This is a genomic window from Luteitalea sp. (assembly GCF_022842525.1).
Classification (GTDB): Bacteria; Acidobacteriota; Vicinamibacteria; order Vicinamibacterales; family Vicinamibacteraceae; genus Luteitalea.
In genome coordinates, this window is record NZ_JALHPM010000056.1 from 11,931 (window position 1) to 33,965 (window position 22,035).

The 22,035-nt window shown below is 68.7% G+C and carries 23 protein-coding genes and 2 tRNA genes; 1 reads left to right on the top strand and 24 read right to left on the bottom strand.

Annotated features, from left to right (window positions below; translation table 11 throughout):
- Positions 1–110: 110 nt before the first annotated feature.
- From Q0C41_RS13135 to Q0C41_RS13195, 13 genes are read right to left on the bottom strand one after another with little or no spacing between them, the layout of a single operon-like run.
- Entirely contained in the window at positions 111–1,103 is a 993-nt protein-coding gene (locus Q0C41_RS13135) for a hypothetical protein (protein ID WP_291984237.1), read from the bottom strand.
- On the bottom strand, positions 1,100–2,029 hold the full coding sequence (locus Q0C41_RS13140) for a hypothetical protein (protein ID WP_291984238.1): 930 nt from the start codon (positions 2,027–2,029) through the stop codon (positions 1,100–1,102). Before Q0C41_RS13140 ends, Q0C41_RS13135 begins: the two co-directional genes overlap by 4 nt.
- An 11-nt stretch (positions 2,030–2,040) precedes the next feature.
- Entirely contained in the window at positions 2,041–2,331 is a 291-nt protein-coding gene (locus Q0C41_RS13145) for a hypothetical protein (protein ID WP_291984239.1), read from the bottom strand.
- Positions 2,328–3,044: a VirB8/TrbF family protein gene (locus Q0C41_RS13150; protein WP_291984240.1), complete on the bottom strand. Its 717-nt coding sequence runs from the start codon at positions 3,042–3,044 to the stop codon at positions 2,328–2,330. The genes Q0C41_RS13145 and Q0C41_RS13150 overlap by 4 nt, the downstream gene beginning before the upstream one ends.
- A 2-nt stretch (positions 3,045–3,046) precedes the next feature.
- Complete coding sequence (locus Q0C41_RS13155; protein ID WP_291984241.1) at positions 3,047–3,214, bottom strand: hypothetical protein; 168 nt, start codon at positions 3,212–3,214, stop codon at positions 3,047–3,049.
- 8 nt (positions 3,215–3,222) lie between these two features.
- A complete protein-coding gene (locus tag Q0C41_RS13160) occupies positions 3,223–4,047 on the bottom strand; it encodes a type IV secretion system protein (RefSeq protein WP_291984242.1) in 825 nt (274 codons plus the stop codon).
- A gap of 36 nt (positions 4,048–4,083) precedes the next feature.
- Entirely contained in the window at positions 4,084–4,875 is a 792-nt protein-coding gene (locus Q0C41_RS13165) for a hypothetical protein (protein WP_291984243.1), read from the bottom strand.
- Positions 4,876–4,883: 8 nt separating this feature from the next.
- Positions 4,884–5,663 (bottom strand): hypothetical protein, encoded by a 780-nt coding sequence (locus tag Q0C41_RS13170; RefSeq protein ID WP_291984244.1) that lies wholly within the window; start codon positions 5,661–5,663, stop codon positions 4,884–4,886.
- On the bottom strand, positions 5,660–6,928 hold the full coding sequence (locus Q0C41_RS13175) for a TrbI/VirB10 family protein (protein ID WP_291984245.1): 1,269 nt from the start codon (positions 6,926–6,928) through the stop codon (positions 5,660–5,662). Before Q0C41_RS13175 ends, Q0C41_RS13170 begins: the two co-directional genes overlap by 4 nt.
- A 1-nt stretch (position 6,929) precedes the next feature.
- A complete protein-coding gene (locus Q0C41_RS13180) occupies positions 6,930–7,697 on the bottom strand; it encodes a TrbG/VirB9 family P-type conjugative transfer protein (RefSeq protein WP_291984246.1) in 768 nt (255 codons plus the stop codon).
- 21 nt (positions 7,698–7,718) lie between these two features.
- Positions 7,719–10,136 carry a hypothetical protein gene (locus tag Q0C41_RS13185; RefSeq protein WP_291984247.1) on the bottom strand — a complete coding sequence of 806 codons (2,418 nt, stop codon included), beginning with the start codon at positions 10,134–10,136 and terminating at the stop codon, positions 7,719–7,721.
- The gene (locus tag Q0C41_RS13190; protein ID WP_291984248.1) at positions 10,136–10,444 is read right to left on the bottom strand and encodes a VirB3 family type IV secretion system protein; all 309 of its coding nucleotides are present in this window, start codon (positions 10,442–10,444) and stop codon (positions 10,136–10,138) included. Before Q0C41_RS13190 ends, Q0C41_RS13185 begins: the two co-directional genes overlap by 1 nt.
- Positions 10,445–10,450: 6 nt before the next feature.
- Positions 10,451–10,744 (bottom strand): TrbC/VirB2 family protein, encoded by a 294-nt coding sequence (locus Q0C41_RS13195; protein WP_291984249.1) that lies wholly within the window; start codon positions 10,742–10,744, stop codon positions 10,451–10,453.
- Between the two features lie 244 nt (positions 10,745–10,988).
- On the opposite strand from Q0C41_RS13195, the gene Q0C41_RS13200 reads away from it, so the two are divergent.
- Positions 10,989–11,567, top strand: coding sequence for a sigma-70 family RNA polymerase sigma factor (locus Q0C41_RS13200; protein WP_291984250.1), 579 nt, complete (start codon positions 10,989–10,991; stop codon positions 11,565–11,567).
- 40 nt (positions 11,568–11,607) lie between these two features.
- On the opposite strand, the gene Q0C41_RS13205 is transcribed toward Q0C41_RS13200, so the two are convergent.
- From Q0C41_RS13205 to Q0C41_RS13255, 11 genes are all read right to left on the bottom strand, one after another.
- Positions 11,608–12,669: a tyrosine-type recombinase/integrase gene (locus Q0C41_RS13205; protein WP_291984251.1), complete on the bottom strand. Its 1,062-nt coding sequence runs from the start codon at positions 12,667–12,669 to the stop codon at positions 11,608–11,610.
- An 84-nt stretch (positions 12,670–12,753) separates the two neighbouring features.
- A tRNA-Ser gene (locus tag Q0C41_RS13210) sits at positions 12,754–12,842 on the bottom strand.
- 72 nt (positions 12,843–12,914) lie between these two features.
- Positions 12,915–13,940 carry a crosslink repair DNA glycosylase YcaQ family protein gene (locus tag Q0C41_RS13215; protein WP_291984252.1) on the bottom strand — a complete coding sequence of 342 codons (1,026 nt, stop codon included), beginning with the start codon at positions 13,938–13,940 and terminating at the stop codon, positions 12,915–12,917.
- A 27-nt stretch (positions 13,941–13,967) separates the two neighbouring features.
- A complete protein-coding gene (gene tadA / locus Q0C41_RS13220) occupies positions 13,968–14,432 on the bottom strand; it encodes a tRNA adenosine(34) deaminase TadA (RefSeq protein ID WP_291984253.1) in 465 nt (154 codons plus the stop codon).
- Entirely contained in the window at positions 14,429–15,490 is a 1,062-nt protein-coding gene (locus Q0C41_RS13225; protein WP_291984254.1) for an AI-2E family transporter, read from the bottom strand. Before Q0C41_RS13225 ends, tadA begins: the two co-directional genes overlap by 4 nt.
- 12 nt (positions 15,491–15,502) lie before the next feature.
- Positions 15,503–15,937 carry a DoxX family membrane protein gene (locus Q0C41_RS13230; RefSeq protein WP_291984255.1) on the bottom strand — a complete coding sequence of 145 codons (435 nt, stop codon included), beginning with the start codon at positions 15,935–15,937 and terminating at the stop codon, positions 15,503–15,505.
- Positions 15,938–15,950: 13 nt separating this feature from the next.
- Positions 15,951–17,096: a sterol desaturase family protein gene (locus tag Q0C41_RS13235; RefSeq protein ID WP_291984256.1), complete on the bottom strand. Its 1,146-nt coding sequence runs from the start codon at positions 17,094–17,096 to the stop codon at positions 15,951–15,953.
- A gap of 12 nt (positions 17,097–17,108) precedes the next feature.
- Positions 17,109–17,771: a peroxiredoxin gene (locus tag Q0C41_RS13240; protein ID WP_291984257.1), complete on the bottom strand. Its 663-nt coding sequence runs from the start codon at positions 17,769–17,771 to the stop codon at positions 17,109–17,111.
- 147 nt (positions 17,772–17,918) lie between these two features.
- On the bottom strand, positions 17,919–20,033 hold the full coding sequence (locus Q0C41_RS13245) for a right-handed parallel beta-helix repeat-containing protein (RefSeq protein ID WP_291984258.1): 2,115 nt from the start codon (positions 20,031–20,033) through the stop codon (positions 17,919–17,921).
- 57 nt (positions 20,034–20,090) lie between these two features.
- Positions 20,091–20,167: transfer RNA gene (locus tag Q0C41_RS13250), tRNA-Arg, on the bottom strand.
- Between the two features lie 17 nt (positions 20,168–20,184).
- On the bottom strand, positions 20,185–22,035 hold a 1,851-nt coding region (locus tag Q0C41_RS13255), incomplete at its 5' end, for a glycoside hydrolase family 3 protein (protein ID WP_291984259.1).

A 22,035-nucleotide genomic window follows, 5' to 3' on the forward strand; every position in this document is an offset into this window, starting at 1 on the left:
GGGCGCTGAGATGAACGCGGCCTCGACGGCGGATAGGCCTGAGCGCGCGTGGCCGAGGTGAACATCCCTCCCCACGCCCCGTTCACCTTCTGGTTCACCGTGCGGGCGTCTCATGCGGTCCCTACCAGCGTGGCCAGGTGCAAATACTTGTGTGGCATGACGTGACTGGTGACCCGGCCGCGGCCGCGCTCCACCGTGTCGGCCAACACGGACGACGCCTGGGCGTCGAGCACCGCATCCCCCTGCGCCTGCCATGACCGATAGAGCGCAAAGAAGCGCGGCGCGCGAAATTGATCGCGGGCGCGGGCGAAGGCGACCGGATCGACAGGCGCCTGGCCCTGCTCGACGCGCTGGCGCTCCGCGAAGTAGGTATGCAGCTCCCAGATCGCGTCGAGCCTGAGGGGGCGCTGGAGTTCCTCCCGGGCGGCGGCTTCGTAGCGGGCGGCCGAGGTCGCCAGGTGGGGTGGCACGAGCAGCCGGATCTCCCACGCCGGCAACGCCCGAAGCAGTGCGTGATGGCGATGCAGGAAAGCGCGGAAGTCGAGGGGGGCTTCCTGCGTGATGCCATAGAGCAGACAGTGCGTCCATCCGTCACCACACACGCCAATCGGCAGGCGATCGGGGAAGGCGCGCACGACCGTTGAGGCGCCGGAGCCAAACCGAAGACGGGGCAAGGCGTCCGCAGCCAGCCCCGTCGTCTGCGTAAAGTACGCCGTCTTCTCCCCCGCCGTCGCGAGCCATTGCAGGTCCGGTGCGGCGAGCACGCCGTCGAGCACGATGAGCCGTTCGATGGCACGCGCGAGCGCCACCGGTTTGCGGAACCGACTCTCGGGTTCTCCGATCGCGCGATAGAGCGCCTTGTGGTGGACGTGGTAGATGACGCCCCGCCGGTGCGTGGTATACCGGGTCGCCACGCCCCGCGCCTCCAGGCGGGCAAAGAAGCTGTGCTGATCCTTGCCGCGATTGACACCCACGCGCGCGCAATACTGCCGCGGTACACAGACGCCGGCGTGCAGCAGCACGTCGACCAGAAAGGGCGCGTGACGCGCCGAGAACCCGGACGCCACCACGGCCTGGACGCGGTGCTCCGTCGTCATGGTCACGACAACATCTCCTCGGCGAGCCGGGGGTCTCTGCCGCGCCCCCCTCGCCCCCGACCGCCGGAGCCGCCCAAACGAGCCCCGACAGCCCCGAATCGCGTGAAGCCAGCGCGCACCTTGCCGGCGGCATGAGCGCCCCGATAGTGGGGGGTCATCACCTCGAGGTCTTCCACGGTCCACCGGCCGTCGTGCTCCTCGATTTCCAGCCGGACGTCAGGGAATGCGACGTGTCCGTCCTCGCAGGGCAGCTGGTGCTCACGGGCCCACGCGGTGATGGCCTCCACGTCCTGCGTGGGGCGGCCATCGTCGTCACGCGACCGCCGAGGCCGCGCATGCAGGAAGCGCTGGTAGTCGCGCTTCAGTTCCTCCTCCAGGACGACGCGGCGCACGCGCGCGCCTCGGTCCGTCACGCGAGCCGCCGCCTTCTGATACGCCTCGTGGACGCGGGCATCGTGGGCCAACTCGCGGGGCTTGTTGATCCCGGCGTAGTACGCCTGTCGGCCTTCCGGGCGCTGGTGCCGCTCCAGCAGGGCCCGGCCTTGATCGGTGAGCGTGACGAGCGTCGTACGGGTGCGGCCGACGATGTACGGGGTGGTCTGCACGAGGCCGTCGTCCCGAAGCCGCTCGATGGCCCGGGCGGGCCGGCTGGGTGTGCGCGCGGGTGCCGGGTGAAGCGTGTGGGAGGGCACGACGCGGAACGCACCAACGGCGGCCAGTGTCTCGACGTCGCGACCGGACAGCCAGTAGTCGCGGCCGAGCGCGTGCACCCGCTCGCGGCTCGGCCCCCGGGGCAGGTCGAGCTCCACGGTCAGGGGGTCAAGGCCGGTCGCGGTCGCCTCTCCGTCGAGGGGCGAGGCCCCGCCGCGCCCGCCACGGGTAGGCTCCGCCTGCTCGCGCTCGAGGGCGCGAGGATCGATCTCACGAGACATGGGAGGAACTCCTAGGGATTCAGGAACGGCCGCAAGTCTTCGAGCGCCGTATCGTCGGAGCCGAGCTGACGATCAAGGTGCCGCAGCTTCCGGCCGGTCTCTCGCAGGAACAGCCCGCGTGCCACGGTGTAGTACAGGGCGCAGAGATTGGCGAAGAGCACGAGCACGACACCGGCAATCAGCGTCCCGTGCTCGCGAAACAGCACCGCCTTGTAGGGCGCGAGGAACTGCAGCTCGCCGGCGAGCCACGCCAGCAGCAGGAACACGGTGATGGCCGCCAGAAACGCTGCGTTGGCGATCATCGGGAGGGCTCCTCGAACGCCTGGTCGACGCGGTAGTAGGCCACCTGCAGGCCCAGGGGATTCACTCGCACGAACTCGTTCGGCACACGGTCGCGCAGCGTCACGTGCAGCTGCGCCACGAACGACTCGCGGTTCCGTTCGCGCCGCGTGCCGGGCGGGTAGTAGATCTTCTGGAAGGCGACCGTGGCCTTGAACGGCGTCTCGGTCAGCTCCGACAGGCTGACGTTCTGGACCACCACGTCGACCTCGTCGGCCGCCGGGTTCGTGACGAACGTTTCGAGCAAGCGGCTCTGGTCGTTCTGCGCGATGGTCGCATCGGCGAGCACCGGCTCCAGGAAGAACAGCGAGTCGGGATACTCGCGCTGCACGGTGGCGCGGATCCGGCTGAAGTGTTTCACGACGAACTGCGTCAGGAAGTAGCGCAGTTCTGGCGGCTGCGGCGTGTAGCGCGTGGCATCCACGCTCACGGCCTCGGCACGGCCCACGTCGTCGATCCGGATGACCAGCGGCTTGACGTCGGCCGCCTTCGCCGCGGTGTGGACGTTGAGGCCGATGAGGGCCAGCGCGACGAGCGACAGGCACAGCACCGCGATCTTCAAGTAGGTGTTCAACACTAGGGCGGAGCCGTAGAGTTCGACGAACTGCCGCTTCGCGTTCTCGATGGTCTTCGGGCGGAAGTCGCCCGTGGGCGGGCGCACGTTGACGACGCCCACGGCTACCCTCCCACGGTGCGGCGGATGAAGGTCCACGCCATCCAGCCGGCGCCGGAAAGGAGCCCGAGCGCGGCGGCCGTGATGAAGACCAGCACGATCAGGCGCGACACGGTCGGCGACGCCGAGCGCTCGTGATCGTGGCGACGGACCGTGGACCAGCTGTTGGCCATGATGCCTCCTACCCTCGCAGCATACGCCCGAGGTTGAGCCGGGTCGAGACCGTGCTCTCACCGCTCGAGCCAGAGAAGATGGACTGCGTCAGGGACGGGACGAGCAGAATCCCAGAGCAGAACGTGACGACGACCGCGAACGCCTGAAGCCCGTACACCCCGTACTCCGCCTGCGTGATCATGGGCGGCAGGGTTGTGAGATACCGGAAGACGAACTGCTCGAACACCATCAGGAACGCAATCGCCACGACCGGTACGAACGAGTACTGAATGAAGGACCGGAGCCAGCCCCAGAAGAGCCAGTCCATCTTTGGCACGATGAAGAACGGGACGAACAGCGGCCCCAGCAGCCCACAGACGGCACTGGCGATCAGGCCGAAGGCGATCACGGCCATCGACGCGGCCTTCGCCCCGGCGATGGCCAGGAGGATCGTCCAGTAAATCAGGTTGGCCAGGATGGACCACGGGTCGGGCTGCATGAAGTGGTCTGCAAGGTCGTCGAAGTGCTGGTAGATGTTGTCGAAGGCTCGTGCCTCCAGCACCGCCTGCAGGTAGCCGGTCTGGTCGGTGATGAGGTTGCTGAACGAGATGCCGAGGCCTGGAATGGGGCTCTCGTAGAACGCAATGAACGAGTAGCCGAAGGCGATAAACAGCAGCAGCTTCGCGAACTCGAACATGCGCTCGCCGAGACCCTCGCTCGAGAACATCATCCGGATGCCGTGCCACGTGAGTAGGACCGTGGCGAAGGACAGGAAGAGCTGGTAGCCGAGCTGGATAAACGCCGGCTCGTAGGTGGTCAACAGGCTGGCGATTGCCTGTTGAATCGTGGGCACCAAGTTCAATGCGGGCTGTGGCGGCATCTTCCTGTCCTAGGGCTGGCGCCACGCCTGGAGCGCGGTGCCCGTGCCCTGCACGAACGCAGCATTAACGGCCGCCCGGTCGCGCCACGCCACGAGCTGCATGTTCATCGCGGCCGTGTCCGTGTCGCGCGCCCGCTTGGTGTCGATGAGCAACTGCTCCACGAGGGCGCCGAGCAGCTGCGTCCGCGCCTGCCGCTGGCGCCCGGCAATCAGCTGCGCGCCACTAATTTTGTCGAGCACCGCCGTGGTGCTCTGGTCGAGGCGGTCGTCGGTCACGTCGTATTCCAGGGCCTCGATGGCCGCGAGTTCCCGCCGGCCATTGAGCCGCACCTGTCCGGTGTCGTGCGTCGCCGCGATGGCGGCGGAGGACGCGGCCTCAACCGTGGCCAGGTAGGCGCTGACCGTGCGGCGGGCGGGTGGCGGCAGCGCCGCCAGGGCGACCGCCGACGGCAGTAGGGGCTGACTCACGTCGTCGAAGGCCCGCCCCGACGCGTCGCCGTAGTTCATCGCTGCGTTGTAGGCACGCGAGAACAGGAACAGGTTCGGGTCCTGAAAGTCATGAATACGCCACAGCGGCGCACCTGGTCGCGCGTACTTCACCAGCGACGTGAACATGCTCAGCCGCTGCGCCATGCGGCGGAGCTGGCTGTGCTGCATTCGCTGCAGTTCCACCAAATACTCCTTCGTCACCGCGGTGAGCGCATTGCGCCAGGTGACGGCCGGGTCGTGCACCACGACCTGGGCGCCGGCCGGCAGCGTGCACGTGCCGACCATCGCGAATGCCACCAGAAGTCGTCGCATGCTGCCTCCTAGGGTTGCCGCCACGTGCGGAGCGCCTGGCCGGTGCCCTGGGCCATGGCGGCGTTGACGGCGCGACCGTCGCGCCAGGTGGTGAGCTGCATGTTCATGGACAGCGCTTCGGTGTCGCGCTGGCGCTTGCCCCTGGCCAGCAACTGCTCGAGTGCGTGCGAGAGCAGCTGGTTGGCGGCCATATCCTGCCGACGCCCTACGAGTTCCCCGGCCGCCACCTTGTCGAGAATGGCCGTCATCTCGTGGTAGCGCAGCAGGCCGTTCAGTACGTCGTCTTCAAGCGCCTGCACGGCCGTGGCCGTCTGGTCGTGATAGCCCCTGAGCGCGCCCACTTGGTGGCCGCCCATCATCGCCACCGAGTCCGCGATTTCGACGGTGGCGTACTGGCGTTCGAGCAGGCGGCGCGCGACCGCGCCAAGCGTCGCCGGAAGGTTGGTGGGCCGCTCGAGCGGCACGGTCGTGGCGGTGTAGCCGGCGCCCGACGGGTCGCCGCCGTTCAGGCCCTGCAGCCAGCGCTGCGCCACCGTCCACCGGGAGAGGTCGTGACGTGTGGCCCCGATGATCGGGATCCGATATCGCCCGAGCGTCCCAAGCCCCTGGGCCATGCGAAGGATCGTCCCGTATTGCGCCTGCAGCTCCGTGAGGTGGGCCTGCGTGCGCTGCGCGATCAGGATCGCTTCGGACAGGTTGCCAGGATCGACGACGACCAGCTGTGCGCGAGTGGGTGCGGCCCACAGCGCGAGGGCGACGGCGAGCACGGCGGTGACAGGGCGGATCATTCGTCCTCCTTCGCGCGGGTCCCGAGAGGCGCCGCATCTTCGTAGGCCGGCAGGTCGAAGTCGCGTGCCAGGTAGATCTTGAGGCGGTGACCTTCGCGAATCGTGATGGTGGGCAATCGATTCAGAAAGCGGCCCATGACCTGTGCTGCGGTCTGGGCGGTGGTGTTCGCCACGCCCCCGCCGATCACAACGGTTTGGTCGCCGTCGCCGCCAGACACGCCCGCCGTCCCCAGCCACTGAGCCAGGCCGCTGATGAGGCCCACGGCGCCGGCGGCCCCGAAGGTGGCCCAGTAGTGCTGGTCGACCTGATCGCGTAGTCCGGCATCGCCCCGCGGATTCAGGGCGCGCCCTTGGTCGAGGCGATAGGTGCGCCCATCGGGCATCACCAACCGGTGAAACGCCACGGCCAGCCGGGTCTCCCCCACCGTGCGCACCGGCCGTGTCTCGCCAATGGCTCGCGCCCCAGCGGGAATGACCACCACGTGGCCGGCGTGGGCGAAGACGGGATTCGTGATGAGCGCGATCACCGGGGCGGCATCGGAGCCGTCGAGGCGATTGGTCAGCGCCGCGTCAATGAAGGTCCCCTCCAGCAGTCGATGCAACGGACCGCTTGCGACGATCGGATCGGTGGATACCGGCGTCTCGACCGGGCCGGACGCTCGAGCGGCGTCTGTGCTCGTCGCTGGACCAGCGGCCGACGTCGGGGGCGGGGCCACCCGCGCTGCCGTCCCGCCACTGGCGCGCACGACCGCTTCCGCGATCGCGTCGAGCGAGGGCGCCGCGGGTGTGGCATCGAGAGGAGCAGTCGCCACGGCTGGCTGGGCGCCGTCGAGGGGCCGGCTTCCATCGGCCCTCCGTGACAGGACGACGTTGCTCGCAAAGAGACTCTCGTAATCACGCCGCTTGCGGTCGCTCGCCATCGGATCGTCCGCGCGAGGGCCAGCCGATCCGCCCACCGCGGGCGGGACCATCGGTTCGGGCGTGAGCGCGTTCGCTGCCTCCAACGCCGCGCGGGCTTCCATCGCGCGCAGACGGTCCTGATAGTCGCGGACGCGGTCGGCGGAGGGCGCCTCCGGGACCGCCGACTGCGTGGGCGTCGGCGCCGACGGGTGCGGCTGTCCGGCCAGCAGGATGATGAGCACGATCCCGACAGCCAGTCCTGCCATCAGCCAGGTCTGCACCCGCCGCGGCAGCACGCCGGCCGGTGTGGGCCGGTGATCGGTCACCGGGACGGCGCCCGGCGGAAATTCCGGTGGGGTGGCCACGCTAGCGCTCCACCTGCTCGAAGGGAAAGCGGCGCGGGCCAAGTGCCAGATAGCCGCGATCGAGCACCTTGGGCACGACGTAGGTCCCGTGGTCCACCTGAAAGGCCACGAGGCTCGGCTTTCCGTCCACCAGCTCGTAGATGACGGGCAGTTCCTTAGCGTCGCTCTTCAGATACGTCCTCTCGCCGTCGTGCCAGATCGCCCGCACGAAGAACGGCTTGGTGTAGGTGGGCGAGATGTAGGGGAACTGCAGGGACGCCGGATACCGCTGCCGATAGGCGGCCGCCGTCTCGACGGCCCGGCGCTCCGTGGCCTCCACGACACTCTTGGCCTCAGTCAGGCGCGCTTCCAGCGCCTCGACCTGCGCGGCCGTGTACAGCCTGGGCGCCGGCGCCGAGCGCACCTCGTCCGCTGCCACGTAGACCTTGAGGTCGGGCGGTGCCGCCTTCTCGGTGAGCACGAACGAGTAGATCGCCCCGGACGCCGTGACGAGGTTCAGGTTGGTCTCGGCCCCGGCCTTCGCGGGCTTCACGTGTGCGATGTTGCGAGTGGCGCTGATGACCCAGTAGTCGCGGTCACCGCAGATGACGTCCAGAATCTCTTCGCGCTCCGGCAACACGATCATGGTTGTGTAGCGGACGCGCGTCTGGAGTGGGACGAGCGTGTGCGTCGACACGGAGACCTCGCGCACCCCGTCTTGAGCGGCGGCGGTTGACGCGACCGCCGCGACGAGCGCGGCGACGACAAGGACGAGCGAACGTCGAACCATATGGATCCTCCTCTGATGCGGCTACGCTGACGGGCCGGCCGCCACGAGCCGGGACTCGGCCACCGGCACGGGCCCGACGGGCGTGCTGCTGAACATCTGCGCGCTCTCGGGATCGACCGTGAGCGTCAACACCTTGGTGAGCCGTGGCCGCTTGAGCAGCAGCTGGCGCTTGGGCGTGAGGCCGGCCACGAGGGCCAGCTCTTCGTCGTTGAGTTGAAACAGCTCGGCATACTGCCGGCGGTCCAGCGCGGGATTCGCCAAGAGCAGTTTCGTAGGACAGCTCTCGACCACAGTGCGCAGCAGGTCCGCCGAGGCAAAGTCCTCGATGGACTGCGTAGCGAGCATCATGGCGGCCTGCTTCTTTCGCCATGTTTTGAGCGCCTCCTGCACGTACGCCCGGAGCCGCGGGTGCTGGATGAACCGCCACGCCTCGTCCATCACGCACAGCTTGAGCTGGCCGGCCGCGTCGGAGCTGACCATCTCGACGTGCACGCGGTGCAGGACGTAGAACAGCAGCGGCTCCAGGGGCGCCGGAAACTCGCGCATGGCCTCGAAGTCGAATACCTGGAGCCGCGCCAGTGAGAGCGTGTCGTCCACGTTGTCGAACAGCGCCGCATACCGCCCGCCCTCAACCCACTTCTGCAGCCGGCCTGCCAGGGCGCGCGGCAGCAGGTTCGCCAGCGTGAACAGACGACGCTGCGGACGGTCGAGCACGTAGAGACTGTCGATGGCCTCGTACAGCTCCCGGTCTTCGAGGTCGCTCAACCGGTAGCCGTCCTGCCCTTCGAGGAGCACGCGGACAAAGGCGTGCAGAAAATGCAGCGACTCGGGCGTGGGCGGCAACGCGAACGGGTTGATGTGGACCGTCTCGTGCCGCAGCCCCAGGGCGACGTAGCTGGCGCCGAGCAATCCGGCGAGCTTCCGGTAACTGTGGCCGAGATCCAACACGACCGTAAACGGGTCGAACTGCTGGGCGTGCGTGATGAGGAAATTCAGCAGGAAGCTCTTCCCCGCCCCGGTCGCGCCCAGCGCCAGGGTGTGCCCCACGTCCTGGTGGTGCAGGTGGAAGGCGAACGGCGTCCCGTGCGGCGTCTCGAAGACCGCCAGCGGCCGTCCGCGCGTCACTTCCGACCACGATGGATGTTCGCCGTCACTGGAGCACTGCCCCGTGTCGACGGTGAAGAGAAAGCTCAGGTCCGCCGCGTGGGTTTCGAGCAGAGCCAGGCGGCGCAGATTGTGCGCGCCGTTGCCGGGCATGATGGCCAGCCACGCGTTCAGGAGGTTGTAGGTCTCCTCGAAGAAGGCGCCGTCGTGGGCGGCCAGGACTTTGCGGGCCTCGGCGCTGGCATGCTGCACGGCCCGCGCGTCGTCCCCGTGGAGCACGAGCGTGAGCGAGCACGCCCCGAACACGTGGCCGTGCACCTCAATATCGGTGAGCGCGTCCCCGAGGGTCCGGACGGTGGCGGTCGCCGAGTCGTCCACCAGCATCTCGTCTGGCCGGGTGTCGGGCGAAACGTAGTTCACCAGTGACACGCGCTTGTTGAAGAAATGGCGACGCCTCGCCTGGATGTCGCGCCGGATCCGGTCAGGAGCGATCCGCTGCCACTCCAGGCAGGCGATGAACTCGCCTGGCACGGCCAGCAATCCAGTCAGGAGCTGCGCGAAGGTCTTGGCCGGCGCTTCGCGCATGGACAGCACCCGCACCTGCTGCCGGCCCACGCGCAGGTGATCCCGTTCGCACTCCACGGCCGAATCCGCCGTGAAGTAGTCCACGTGGGTGGTGGGCGTCTGGGGTGTCGCCGCCAACACGTCGGCGTCGTAGTTAGCGAGCTGCCGCAGGAAGCAGAAGGCACCGTCTGCGTTCAGGCGGGACGGGCCGACTTCGGACAGCTGCGCCTCCAAGCCGTCGGCCAACCGATGCAGCGTGACGATCGCGCGGTCCACCTCGGCTTCGAGTAGGGCCACCGTTTGCTCCGTTGAGAGCGCACGCCGCACAGCCTCCCGCCATGACGCGCGCTGCCAGCGGCCGCCAGCGGCCAGGGTGGGCGGCTCGTACAGCAGCACGAGGTAGTGCTCGAACCTGTGCAGCGCCGGCTCGCGGGTGCTGAGATCACGGGCCCGTCGCGTGAGGGCGGCATCGGCCACCGGCATGCGGCAAGGGGCGGGGTCGAACGGCGCGTGCATGCGCTTCACGAGGTACTGGGCGACGCGCACCCGCTCGTCGAGCAGCTTCAGCGCGGCCTCCATCCGGTGCGTCAGCGCGGCTCGCTGGTCGGCGGTCTGCCCGTCGAGATCGACGCCCGCCAAGCGGTAGACAAGCCCCACGTGCCCTGCCTTCGTGAGGAACGTGCCGTCGTCCACGAACCCCCACACCGCCAGTAGCTCGTTGGCCGCGCCGGCGTCTCGGTAGTCGCGCACGATGCGCTGCAGGCGACGCATCAGCGGACCTCCACGGCGACGGACGCGTGCTTGCCCAGGTCGTAGCGCCGGCGCGCACGGCCGGAGGCCAGGAGGATGGCGAGGAGTTGCGGATCCTGCCATGTCGCGAGTAGCGCCGCAGTGTAGAGGACCGCCGTCACCAGCACGCCGGCCAGCAGCGAGTAGAACAGGTTGAATGTGGCGGCACCGGCCATGAGGGCGAGGAAGAACAGGCGCCGATCGACCCCGCACAGCGTGAGCGGCCGGTGCAGGGCCTTCACGACGGGTCTCATCGTCACCGGCGATGCGGAGATCAGGGCGATTGCCATGGGTCTTCAGAACAGCCAGGTCAGGAACTGCGCCGCGAACAGGGCGAGCCCGCCGCCGAACACGATGCCGGAGATCTGCCGCTTGGCACCGCCTTCGCCGAACATGAACATGAGGCCGCCGATCACGATGGACACGAGCGCCAGCGAGCGCGCCAGCGGCCCCGTGAACGAGGTCTCCAGATTTCTGGCCGCGCGTTCCCAGGGAGCCTGCGCCAACGCTGGAATCGTCCACGCCAATACAGAACTCGCGAACGCGAGGCCCCACGCCACGCGTCGCCGTCGGGTCTGAGAGTCCCTCATCTTCGCCTCCTTTTCAGAGCGCACGAACTGCCACGACGCAACGATCAACGCATCGCAGTTTCTGCGTCCCGCGTCGCGCTTTCGGTGTGGGCAGGCGATGCGCCGGTGTAGCGCTTCATGTGCCTCTGCCCACAAGAACGCGGAGATCGCTCGAATTCTTGCGCCGCGCGATTAACGAGATGACGTCAGCGCTGACGCTTGCGACTACTCGGCACGAGACGTGCTCCATGCGTCGCCATCACTCATGGAGATGCCAATGCGAAATCCGCACGTATTCCTCGTTGACGACACGGGACAGACATTTCCGCCGCGCATTGAAAGCGCGGTCACGGTGTGGCTATCGCGGCTCAAGATGACGTGTCCGACGTTGGATGAGACTGCCGTCGTTGAAGTCCTTGAAGAGGCCGCCAGGCGCCTCGTCCGTCGTGAAGCCCGTAGTGGCCCGCTCGAGCATATCCATGCCTACGCGTGGGCCGCGATTCGCTCAGTCGCGCTCTCGCGGCTTCGGCTCGGGCGCGAGCGCGTGGTACAGATGACTGTGCAACGCCCTCAGCACATGCCCAAGCCGACAGGAAGGGGAGCTGCGGGCCCGGCGCTCGATCTTGAGGCACGGGTCCTGCTGCGACAGGTGCTGAGTCAATTGACGTCGATTGAGCGTCGTGTCTTCACGCTCAAGGTCGCAGGATTTTCGACGAGGGAGATCGCTGCACACGTAGGCCGCGCGCCGGCAACCATCGACAGTATCCATTCACGTGCGATGGCGCGATTGAGGGCACTCGCGCAGCAGGCGACTCCCTCGCGCTCCCGCGGCGAGGACCGGTAGCCGCCGGAAACCAGAGGCCGGAAAAAATTCTGCGGCGTTGTCAGCCCCAGCTTTGGCGAACAAGTTTCTCGAGACGCTCTTGTCGTTCTTTGACCCACGGAGCGTAGTGCTTCGCTACGACCTGCGGTGTGTTTCCGAGGATCGTCGCAACGTCTTCGACAGAGGCACCGGCGAGCAGAAGTTCCACGGCGCACGTGTCGCGGAATCGGTGGGAGTGCCCATCCGCGACTCCCGCGAGTTCGAATACTCGCGCAAGGTACCGTGACCAGTTCGACACTGCTGAACGGATGTTCAAGCCGGTCCAGAAGAAGCGCTCTCCCCCGCTATCTGCCTTCTCAAGTGCTTCCACGACTTTCGGTGGGACAGGCACGCTGACGGGCTGGCCCGTCTTCGCGGTCCGAACGAAGACGGTACCGTTCGAGACCTGGCTCTTGGACAGCCGAATCGCGTCGCCGATGCGAAGGCCGGTGAACCGCATGGTCAACACGAACGCCCGTATCCGGTCCTTGTTGCCGCCGTAGCGGTCGCAAGCCTCAAGAATCCGCGTCATCTCATCGCGCGAGAAAGGGAGGGTCGGGCTCACCGTCGCTTTCGGCGGCTTCACCGATGTCGCCGGGTTCTGCTTGATCCATCCGGCCTGCTGGCAGAACCGAAGGAACGCTCGCAGGCGCTCGAGGTTCTTCGTCGCGTAGACGGGGCTGTCCTTCCACGACTGGCGGAACTGCCGGAGGACATCGACCGTCAGATGACGCAGATTGGACAGGCCCTTCGACTCGCACCAGCCCAGCAGTCTGTCTTCGAGCAAGTGGCGGTACTTCCGTTTCGCTTCCCACCCGAGGTGCCGAGCCTCGCAGTCCGCCAAGAATTTGGCGATGGCTTCGCGCACGGAGGGCGCCTCCGCCTTCACCACGCCGATCTCTCCAGACGCGGTCCAACCGTTGATCAGCTCAACGGCGGCATCCCACGACGTCTGGTCGAGTGCCCGCCGGATTGCCTGGCCCCCGAGCGTGCCGTAGACATGGATTGGGCAGCGACAGCGTCGGTACCTGGTGGACGTGTGTGGACAGTCCTTCAGGTGACGCCTGATCAGCCTCAGCGCCATGCCAGAAGGTAGCACGAAGGGCACGTATCGAGCACGTGGAAGTTCGCGTGCCCCGTAAGTGCTTTATTTTCAGCGTTTAGATGATGGCGGAGAGGGTGGGATTCGAACCCACGTGCCCTTTCGGACAAGACGCTTTCGAGGCGCCCCCGTTACGACCACTTCGGTACCTCTCCGCTGAGGTGGGACCGCGCTTCCGGGCTGGCCGGAAACTCCGATTATAGCGGGTTCAGTCGCCCGGCTCAACGTCACGTGCCGGCAGCACGCGCGACCACGAGCGGGCCGGGCACGGGAAGCGACCGCGCCTCGGCCTCCACGGCGGCCCATTCGGCCGGCGACAACCTCCGCCAGGGGGCGATCGACACCACGGCCCCGGCCCGCCGCCATGTGCCAGCAACTTCGCCTCGCACGAGCAGGGCGCCCGGCCAGACCCGCGACGTCCAGAGCTGCGCCCTCCGGCGGGCGTCGGGCACGAGCAGCTCGCGCATCCGTCCCCAGAGCAGGAAGTACGCGTCTCCACCGGGCAGCAGTCGCGCGGGCGCCGCAGGCACGGCCGGTGCCCGCACGTCTGCCTCGTCTGCCGCGAGCATCCACGCGTCGCCGATGGGCGTGCGCACGGGCAGCAGCTCACGTGCGAGACGCGTGAACGCGTCGTGCGCCTCCTTCGCCGCGATGCCCGCCCACCGCGCGAACGCGTCCGGTGTCGCCGGACCGAAGACGCGCAGGTAGCGGCGCGCCAGCTCGAGCCGCGCGTGCAGCGGCTCTACCGCCGGCGGCGGCACCATCCACACCTCGGGCTGCCGCGCGCCGTCCCATCGCAGCAACACGCGACCGGTGAGTGCGGCATAGCGCAGGCTGTTGGCCGGCACACCCATGGCGCGGCCGGCCTGGCCGAATGGCAGGCGCCGTCCAGCCAGATGCGCGTGCAGTCGCGCGGCCGTGTCGTGCGCCCGAGACGCGCGGCGCGGATGGTCTGGCAGCCGGCCCAGTGAGAACACCGCGAGATCGCGCGCGGCGACGACGTAGTCGTTGTAGCGCGGCCCCCAGAGCTGCACGAGCGACCGGTGTTCCCACGACGCGGCGGTCACGCCCGCCACGCGTGCATGCAGCGAGAGTAAAGCCGCACGCGGCGACGAATCCTGCAGTCCGGCCCACGCGGCGATGCGCAGTGCGCGCGCACCCGCGGGCAGGCGGGTATCGAGCGCGCCGGCCTGCCGACGGAACTGCAGGATCTGCGGGCGCGTAAGCGTGAGGGGTGAGGACCCGCGAGCCATGACCTGCGATGCGGCGCGAACGGGCAGCTAGGCGCGGCGTTCCTTGAAGAACGTCTGGATGAGTGCGCGGCACTCGTCGGCGAGCACGCCACCCACAGCCGTGAGCCGGTGGTTGAGGCCCGGCGTCTCGTGCGCGGCAATCGCGGAGCCAAGCGCCCCGGCCCGCGGCTCCGGCGCGCCATAGACCACCGTGCCGATGCGCGCATGCACCATCGCCCCCACACACATGAGACACGGCTCCACGGTCACGACGAGTGTGGCGCCGCTCAGGCGGTAGTTCTTCACGTGACGCGCCGCCACGCGCATCGCCACGATCTCGGCATGCGCCGTGGGGTCACTCGTGGCAATCGGCTGGTTCCAGCCTTCGCCCACCACGGCGCCGTCCACGATCACGAGCGCGCCCACGGGCACTTCCCCGCTCTCGCCCGCGCGCGCGGCCAGCGCGAGCGCCTGGCGCATCCATGCCTCGTGCAGGGCCGCCTCGTCGCTCACTCGATCACCGACATCGGTTCGTCGGGCGCGTGCACGCGCCGCGTCATCGCGTCGATGAGCGTGCCGGTGATGACGAGCACGATCGGGCCCAGCACGATACCCACGAAGCCGAAGGCCGCGGCGCCGCCCAGCAGGCCGATGAACACCACGAGTCCGCTGGCCGACGTGCGGCCGGCAAGCAGCACCGGCCGCAGCACGTTGTCCACCGAGCCAAGCACCACGCCACACAGGCCCGTCATGAGCAGCGCGCGGCCGACGTCGCCCGAGAAGAACAGCCACGCCGCCACCGGCACCCACACGATCGTGGCGCCCACCACGGGAATGAGCGAGCAGATCGCAATCGCCGCGCCCCACACGACCGGCGCCGGCAGCCCCAGCACCCAGAACGCGAGGCCGCCCACCACGCCCTGCACGAAGGCCACGGTGAGGCCGGCGCCCACGCTCGCCACGACGAGCTCCGTCGTTTCCGTGATGAGCCGGTCACTTTCGGCTTCGCTGAACGGCAGCAGGCCGCGGATGAGCACGGCGAAGTTCCGGCCGTCGCGCAGCAGGAAGAACAGCGCGAAGAGCATCACGAAGAGGCTGCCGAGCGTGGAGAGCACGTTGGCCACGATCGATCCGGCACCGCCCAGCACGTACGAGGCGGCCGTCTGCGCGCCCTGCGACACGAGCGTCATCGGATCGGGCGGCAGCGGCACCGGCACACGCGCGCGGACGTTCGCCCAGAAGCGGAGAATCTGCTGCGGCGTCGTGGCCGAGAGGCCGTTCACGTAGTCGATGGCCGCCGGTACCTGCTGCGCGATCACCGCAGACAGGAACACCGCCGGCGTGATGATGACGAGACCGGCGAGCACCGTCGTGGCCAGCGCGGCGTTGCCGTTCCGCATCCGCACGCAGAACCAGAGATACACCGGCCGCAGGGTCATGGCGAGGATGGCCGCCCACGCGAGCGGCGTCAGGAAGGGCCACACGATCGTGAGGGCCAGATAGCCCATCCCGATGAGCACGCCGTAGAACAGCAGCTCGGTGAAGCGTTCGCGGCTGGATCGCGTGGCCATGGCGGCTCCCGGCTACTTGCGCAGACTGAGCGGCAGCGCGGCGCCGCCGACGGCGAGCGCCAGCAGGCCGCCCAGCACCGGCAGCCCGTAGCCATTCGTGAGGAAGCGGTACTGGAAGAGCGCCCCGCTCGCGAAGTGGATGTTGAGCACCATCAGGAACGCGGCAATCGCGGCGTAGCGCGCGTAAGCGCCGAGGATGAGCGAGACGCCGGTGGCGAGTTCGCCGAAGAGCACGAGGCGCGCGAACACGGCCGCGCCGGGCAGGCACACCGTTTCCAGATAGGCGCGGTTCCACTGGTTGGCGCCCTGGAGATAGCCCGTGAGCTGGGTCGTGAGCGGCGACGGATCCATCAGCCAGCCGATCTTGCCGATGCCTTCGAACAGGAAGAACACGCCCAGGAAGAGACGCAGGGCCGTGAGCCCTCGCGCCGACGGATTGACAGCCATGTGCGGAAGCTTATCAGTCCGCGTCCCGCGGACGGAACGGATACGCGAGCTGGCGGGCGTAGCCCTCGGGCACCGGATCGCCGTGGATCCCGTAGGCCTCGGGCCAGGCGTCCCCCGGCAGGTGCTGCGTGCCGAAGAGCCGATCGAGCACCGGCAGGTGCACGGCGAAGTTCTTGTCCACCGGCGCCGGCGCGTGGTGCCAGTGATGGCCGCGCGGCGTGGTCACGATGTGATCGAGCCAGCCGAAGCGGAAACGCACGTTCGCATGCACGAAGACCGCGTGGAAGGCGACGAGCACGAGGTAGGCGTAGAGCGCGCGCGTCTCGAAGCCGAGCAGGAAGATCGGCACGAGCACGAGGCCGCGCGTGGCCAGTACGTCGATGACGTGCAGGCGCGAGCCGGCCAGCCAGTCCATCGCCGTGCTCGAGTGGTGCACGGCGTGCACGCGCCAGAGCGCCGGCACGGTGTGGAACGCGCGGTGCACCCAGTACTGCGTGAAGTCGGCCACGAGCACGATGCCGAACACCTGCACGAGGAACGGCAGGCCCGCGATCGCGGCACGCAGCCCGGCGGGCTGCCACACGGCGGCGAGCGCGGTGGCCGGCAGCAGCGTGAGGAACGACAGCACCTGCACGGCCAGGTGGCTCACGAGGAAGTGCATGCCGTCGGTGGCCCAGCCGAAGCGGAACGTCGTCTGCGCAGGACGCAGCGGAAAGGCGCGCTCGAGTGGCACGAACACCACGGCCGTGAGCAGCACATTGAGCGCGAACCAGTCGAGGCCGATCGTGAACGGCACATCGGACGTGGCGGCGGGGGCCACGTCCGCCCCGCCGGCCACGAGCGCCGCAAGCGACAGCGCGAGCGCCGTGAGCCCCAGCACTTTGCGGCGCCTGAGCATCATCGACGTGGCGCCGAGCAGGAACGTGAGGCCGATCGTAACCTCGAGGAGGGCGCGCAGCAGGCCGGCGGGATAGCGGGCGCGGAACTCGGCCGTGGTGAGCAGGTCGGGATAGCGGAACGCCAGCGTACCGGCCACGGCCAGCACACCCAGGAAGACGCCGCCCGTGCCGGCCATCCACCCGGTGCCGAACGTGGTGGGCTCGTCGTCGCCGAAGAGACGCGCGAGCCCGCGTTCGACCCGGGAGGGGGCGCGCTGCATGAGCGGAAAGGGCTAGCCGCGCGGCTGCGGCACGATGCGCAGATACGGCTTGGGCGCCTTCCAGCCGTTCGGGTAGATGGTCTTCGCTTCGTCGTCGCTGACGGCGCCGGCGATGATCACGTCCTCACCCTGGTGCCAGTTCACGGGCGTGGCCACGCGGTGCTTCGCGGTGAGCTGCAGCGAGTCGAGCACGCGCAGCACTTCGTCGAAGTTGCGGCCGGTGGTCATCGGATACGCGAAGAGCAGCTTCACCTTCTTGTCGGGCCCGATGATGAAGACCGTGCGCACGGTGAGGTTGTCGACCGCGGTGCGGCCTTCGCAGGTCTCGCCCGCTTCATACGGCAGCATGCCGTAGAGCTTCGACACCTTCAGATCGGTGTCGCCGATCATCGGGTAGTTGGGGTGGTGGCCCTGCGTCTCTTCGATGTCCTTCGCCCACGCGGCGTGCCGATCGGTGGGGTCGACGCTCAGGCCGATCACCTTGGTGTTCCGCTTCGCGAACTCCGGCTGCAGCTTCGCCATGTAGCCGAGTTCCGTCGTGCACACCGGGGTGAAGTCCTTCGGGTGCGAGAACAGTACCGCCCAGGAATTGCCGATCCATTCGTGGAACCGGATCTTGCCTTCGGTGGTGTCGGCTTCGAAATCGGGCGCGGTCTGTCCGAGCTGCAGTGCCATAGGGGTGCCTCCGCAAGGCGCGCAGGCAGACAGCAGGCGGCGCCGCGCGCAGTTGTCTCAGAGTCTATCGCGGGATGGCGTGACGGTGCGCGTCGGCGTGCGCCACGCGCGGATGCGGCCGTGGGCGGCACGCGGCCACCGGCCGCGTCACCGCCGTGGCATCGGCCCACCAGCCGCCGCGCAGCGATCGGTGACCGTATCGAGGGGCTGCCCTGCCACATAGCGGGCGTAGGCCGGGAGCGTCTGCACCTTCCGGCTGCCGCTGGCATCCACCCACGGCCACGCACAGGTGCCGAAGAAGCTCGGCGCGGCCTCGAGATAGTAGCTCTTCGGTACCGCCCCGCCCGCCGCGGTGCGAATCCCCGGCGTGAAGTAGTTGTAGTTGTCGCCGTCGATGAAGCTGCTGGCCGTGGCGGCATGCGCCGCCTGGTTCCAGTCGCCGGGGTCGTAGCCGATCTTGTAGACGGTGGGCACGGCGGGCGTCGCGAAGGAGGTCGACGCCAGCACCCACGGCGCGGTCATGCCTGGATAACCGAGGACATTGCCGACCGCGGACATGTTCAGCTGCAGGATGCCCAGCCCGAGCGCGCGGCCGTTCGTGAGGCCGGCGTAGCTCTCGCGCCGGCCCGTGAGGTAGTTCCTCAAGGCCGTGTGGCTGTAGGCGCTGCCGTGGGTGAAGTCACTGTCGAAGTTCACGGCCCGATTGCCCTCGAACAGCACGTGATGCGGCCCGCCGAAGTGCGAGGCGTTGGCCGAGACTTCCTGCCAGTTCAGGTCGTACCAGATGAGGGCATCATCGAAGTAGTTGTAGCTGACGACCGAGCCCGCGCCGCCGGAATTGGCCACGATGTTCTTGTTGGTGTCGCGGGTGATGCTGTTGGTCACGAGCAGTTCACTGGAGCCATCGACGAACGAGAGGGCGTAGCCGCCGCCACCGGGCACCGGCCACGCCGCGTGCCGGATGTAGCACCCGGTGATCTCGATCCGGTGCGACTGGTGGATGCCGATGCCGTGCCCGGCCCATTCGTGGATCTCGACGTCCTTCACCCAGGATTTCGCCGCGGCGAGGAACTTGATCGCGCCGTCGGCGCCGTGGTTCAGGGTCATCGCCTCGATGCCGGCGTGTTCGACGTAGGCGGTGTCGTTCACGGCGAGCTCGGCGCGGTGCGAGATGCGGTAGGTGTCGGTGAAGGGCGACGTGAAGGTGACGGTGTTCCCCTTGATGGCCGCGATCTGCTTGACCTCGTTGTACAGATGCCCGCCGCCCCGGTTGAACCATTCGAGCGGGGACCCTGTCGCCTCCACCGGACCCGCCGTGAACGTCGTGTAGGCCCGCCCGGTATGCATCGTGCCGCCTGCCCCACCGGCGGTGATGTCGATGGCGGTGGATCCCGAGTTGTACTGCCGCAGCGTCAGCGAGCTGCTCGTGGGCACGTCGAGCACGATGTAGATCCCGTTCGACTCGACGGGCGAGAACGTGCCGCTGTGCCCCGTGATGTAGACGAGCGCCCCGACAGGGATGTTGTGGGCGCCGCTCGTATGCAGGCGATCGGTGCCGGCGTCCGAGGATGCGATGCTGACCGGATACGCCGCCGCCGCCACGCGGTAGCGCGCGAACCCGATGCGGTCGCCACTCCAGACCTGCCAGACGTTGGCCTCGCCGTTCGACGGCGGCAGCATCTGCCACGTCCCGGTGAAGAACTGGTCTTCGCTGATTTCGACGTACTGCCCGACCTTCAGGCCGCGGGCGTTGTTCAGCGTGACCGACGTGGCGCCCTGCACCGCGTCGGCCGTGAGGGTTTTCACCGTGCCGTTCTGGAAGTGCGGGAAGTTGCTGTTCCCCACACGGAAGATCGCCGCGTTGTCCGCCGGCGAGGGCTGCGACTGCGGCCAGTCGCCCGCTGGCTTGAAGGCGCCGTTGGTCTTGTTCAGGATCGTGACGCCCGCACCGGCCCCGCGAATGGTGACATTCGACGGCACCGAGATGAGCGAGAGCACCCGGAACGTGCCGGCGCCGAGCAGCACCGTCTGCCCCGCAGGGCACGCATCAAGCGCCTTCTGGATGCCGCCGGACGCATCGTCCGCGCCGTTCTTGTAGGTGGCCGCGAGTATCGTCCTGCACACGGTCGGGCGCGCCGGGATGCCACCGTGGGGCGTCACGCCGGCCGCCTGCCAGTTCGCCTGGGCGAGCCGGGACGTGGGGACGGCCTGAGCGTGCGCGAGCACCGGAAACAGCAGGAGCGCGAGCAGGAAGGATCTCATCGCCGCGGATGCCGTGACTCGAAGGCGCGGGATCAGGCCGGAACAGCCCTGAAAGGATGGTGCGCCCTGCACGATTCGAACGTGCGACCTCCTGGTTCGTAGCCAGACGCTCTATCCAGCTGAGCTAAGGGCGCGGGGTAGAAGAGGGAGTTTACCACAGCTCCTGCCTGTCCCGTCCAGTCGTCACCGTGCGGACGCCGAAGGCCCGGGCCTCGTGAGCCCGAAGCCCCACGCCGAGGCCCTCGCCGAGCGCCACCGGCAGCCGCCCCTGGATGGGAATCTCGCCGGCAATCGCCCGCACCGCCGCCGCTTCCGCGTAGTCGCCGAAGTCGTAGGTCACGAGCACCGCCGGCAGCGACGTGGCGGCCACCGCGGCGTAGGGACTGCCGAAGAACGCGGCCACCATCGGCTGGTTGCGCCGCGCCGCCGCGCCCGACAGGTCCTGCAGCAGCCGCACGACCCCGGTGCCGAGATCCAGCCGGCCGCTGCCGGACGACGCGCGCACGAAGACGCCGGCCACGACCGCGTCATAGCCGGCCGCCATCGCCCGCACGAGCTCCAGTTCTTCGGCAGACGTGCGGTCCGAGAGCTCCACCGCCGTCACCGTGCCCCAGCGCTTGCGCAGTTCGGGAATCACCGTGCGGCTCGGCGCCGCGATCCGCCAGTTGGCGGGATAGTCGAGCACCGAGAGATACAGCACCTTGCCAGTGCGTGGCGTGGCGAGCGGTACCTGCGTGCGTTCGTCGCGCAGCAACGTCACGGCGCGTTCGGCCGTGGTGCGCGCGATGTCGGCGCCGGCGCGGGTGCCCACCTGCGTCATCACGGCGTCGAGATCCACGGTGCGCGTCTTGTGCAGACCGAGCCGGGCCTTGTGCGCGAGCAGACGCGCTGCCGACCCTTCGAGGTGGGACCGTGTGAGGCGCCCGGACTGCAACGCGGCCTTCAGAGCCGCGTGCGCGGCGCGCGGATCGGGCGAGTCGAGCACCACGTCGAGGCCAGCCTCGATCGCGCGCACGGCGGCTTCGCCGGGCTCGGCCAGCGCGTTCACGGCTTCCATCCGCATGCCGTCCGTGTAGATGACACCGCCGAAGTCGAGTTCGTGCCGCAGCAGCCCGCGCACGACCATCCGGCTGAAGGTGGCCGGGCCCGGCTGCGGATCGATCGCGGGCAGCTCGACGTGCGCCACCATGGCCGCCCCGGCACCGGCGGCGACGCCCGCCTGGAACGGCACCAGTTCGATCTGCTCGAGGCGCTCGCGGTCGTGCGACACGGTGGCAAGGCCCAGGTGTGTGTCCACGGCCGTATCGCCGTGTCCGGGAAAGTGCTTCAGCGTGGCCACGACGCCGCCACTCTGCAGGCCTTCCACGGCCGCCCGCACCATCACGCCCACCCGCGCGGGATCTTCGCCGAACGAGCGGATGTTGATCACCGGATTGCGCGGGTTGTTGTTCACGTCGGCCACGGGCGCGAAGTTCACGTGCACGCCGAGGGCCCGTGATTCCGCGCCGGTGACGCGCGCCGCATCCCGCACGAGCGCCGGATCGCCGGCCGCCCCGAACGCCATGGCGCGCGGGAAGCGCGTGGCGCCGTTGATACGCATGCCCACGCCGTGCTCGAAGTCGCCGGCGACGACGAGCGGCAGCGGCGAGAGGCGCTGCAGGCGATTGAGGATGGCGGCAAGTTCCAGCGGCTGCCCGAGGATGGTGGCGCCGTAGGTGCCGTTCAGCATCACCGCCGGCACTGGCTCCACGCCGCCGAAGGCGCAGAAGCCGCCGATGTGGATATCGCGCACGAGCGCGGCCAGTTCCTCGAAGGCCGCGGAATCGGCGCTGAGGTAGGTGGAATCGAGGCGGCCCATGATGAGCTGCCCGACGAGCTGGTCGTCGGTGAGCGACTTGAGCGTCGTCTCCACCCAGCGCATGGCGTCGCGGTCGAGCGACGGCGCGAACGCCGGCGGCGCGGGCGGCAGGGGTGCCGGAGCCGTGCGCTGGGCGCCGCGGCG

Coding starts and splice junctions, on each gene's coding strand:
- Q0C41_RS13235 (WP_291984256.1), bottom strand. CDS start 17,096: ATGCAGCGCGCCCCCTCCCGGGTCGAACGCGGGCTCGCGCGTCTCTTC.
- Q0C41_RS13215 (WP_291984252.1), bottom strand. CDS start 13,940: ATGGCTCGCGGGTCCTCACCCCTCACGCTTACGCGCCCGCAGATCCTG.
- Q0C41_RS13140 (WP_291984238.1), bottom strand. CDS start 2,029: ATGTCTCGTGAGATCGATCCTCGCGCCCTCGAGCGCGAGCAGGCGGAG.
- Q0C41_RS13205 (WP_291984251.1), bottom strand. CDS start 12,669: ATGGCGCTGAGGCTGATCAGGCGTCACCTGAAGGACTGTCCACACACG.
- Q0C41_RS13200 (WP_291984250.1), top strand. CDS start 10,989: ATGGAGATGCCAATGCGAAATCCGCACGTATTCCTCGTTGACGACACG.
- Q0C41_RS13230 (WP_291984255.1), bottom strand. CDS start 15,937: ATGGCTGTCAATCCGTCGGCGCGAGGGCTCACGGCCCTGCGTCTCTTC.
- Q0C41_RS13180 (WP_291984246.1), bottom strand. CDS start 7,697: ATGGTTCGACGTTCGCTCGTCCTTGTCGTCGCCGCGCTCGTCGCGGCG.
- Q0C41_RS13165 (WP_291984243.1), bottom strand. CDS start 4,875: ATGCGACGACTTCTGGTGGCATTCGCGATGGTCGGCACGTGCACGCTG.
- Q0C41_RS13225 (WP_291984254.1), bottom strand. CDS start 15,490: ATGGCCACGCGATCCAGCCGCGAACGCTTCACCGAGCTGCTGTTCTAC.
- Q0C41_RS13245 (WP_291984258.1), bottom strand. CDS start 20,033: ATGAGATCCTTCCTGCTCGCGCTCCTGCTGTTTCCGGTGCTCGCGCAC.
- Q0C41_RS13195 (WP_291984249.1), bottom strand. CDS start 10,744: ATGAGGGACTCTCAGACCCGACGGCGACGCGTGGCGTGGGGCCTCGCG.
- Q0C41_RS13190 (WP_291984248.1), bottom strand. CDS start 10,444: ATGGCAATCGCCCTGATCTCCGCATCGCCGGTGACGATGAGACCCGTC.
- Q0C41_RS13145 (WP_291984239.1), bottom strand. CDS start 2,331: ATGATCGCCAACGCAGCGTTTCTGGCGGCCATCACCGTGTTCCTGCTG.
- Q0C41_RS13185 (WP_291984247.1), bottom strand. CDS start 10,136: ATGCGTCGCCTGCAGCGCATCGTGCGCGACTACCGAGACGCCGGCGCG.
- Q0C41_RS13155 (WP_291984241.1), bottom strand. CDS start 3,214: ATGGCCAACAGCTGGTCCACGGTCCGTCGCCACGATCACGAGCGCTCG.
- Q0C41_RS13170 (WP_291984244.1), bottom strand. CDS start 5,663: ATGATCCGCCCTGTCACCGCCGTGCTCGCCGTCGCCCTCGCGCTGTGG.
- Q0C41_RS13240 (WP_291984257.1), bottom strand. CDS start 17,771: ATGGCACTGCAGCTCGGACAGACCGCGCCCGATTTCGAAGCCGACACC.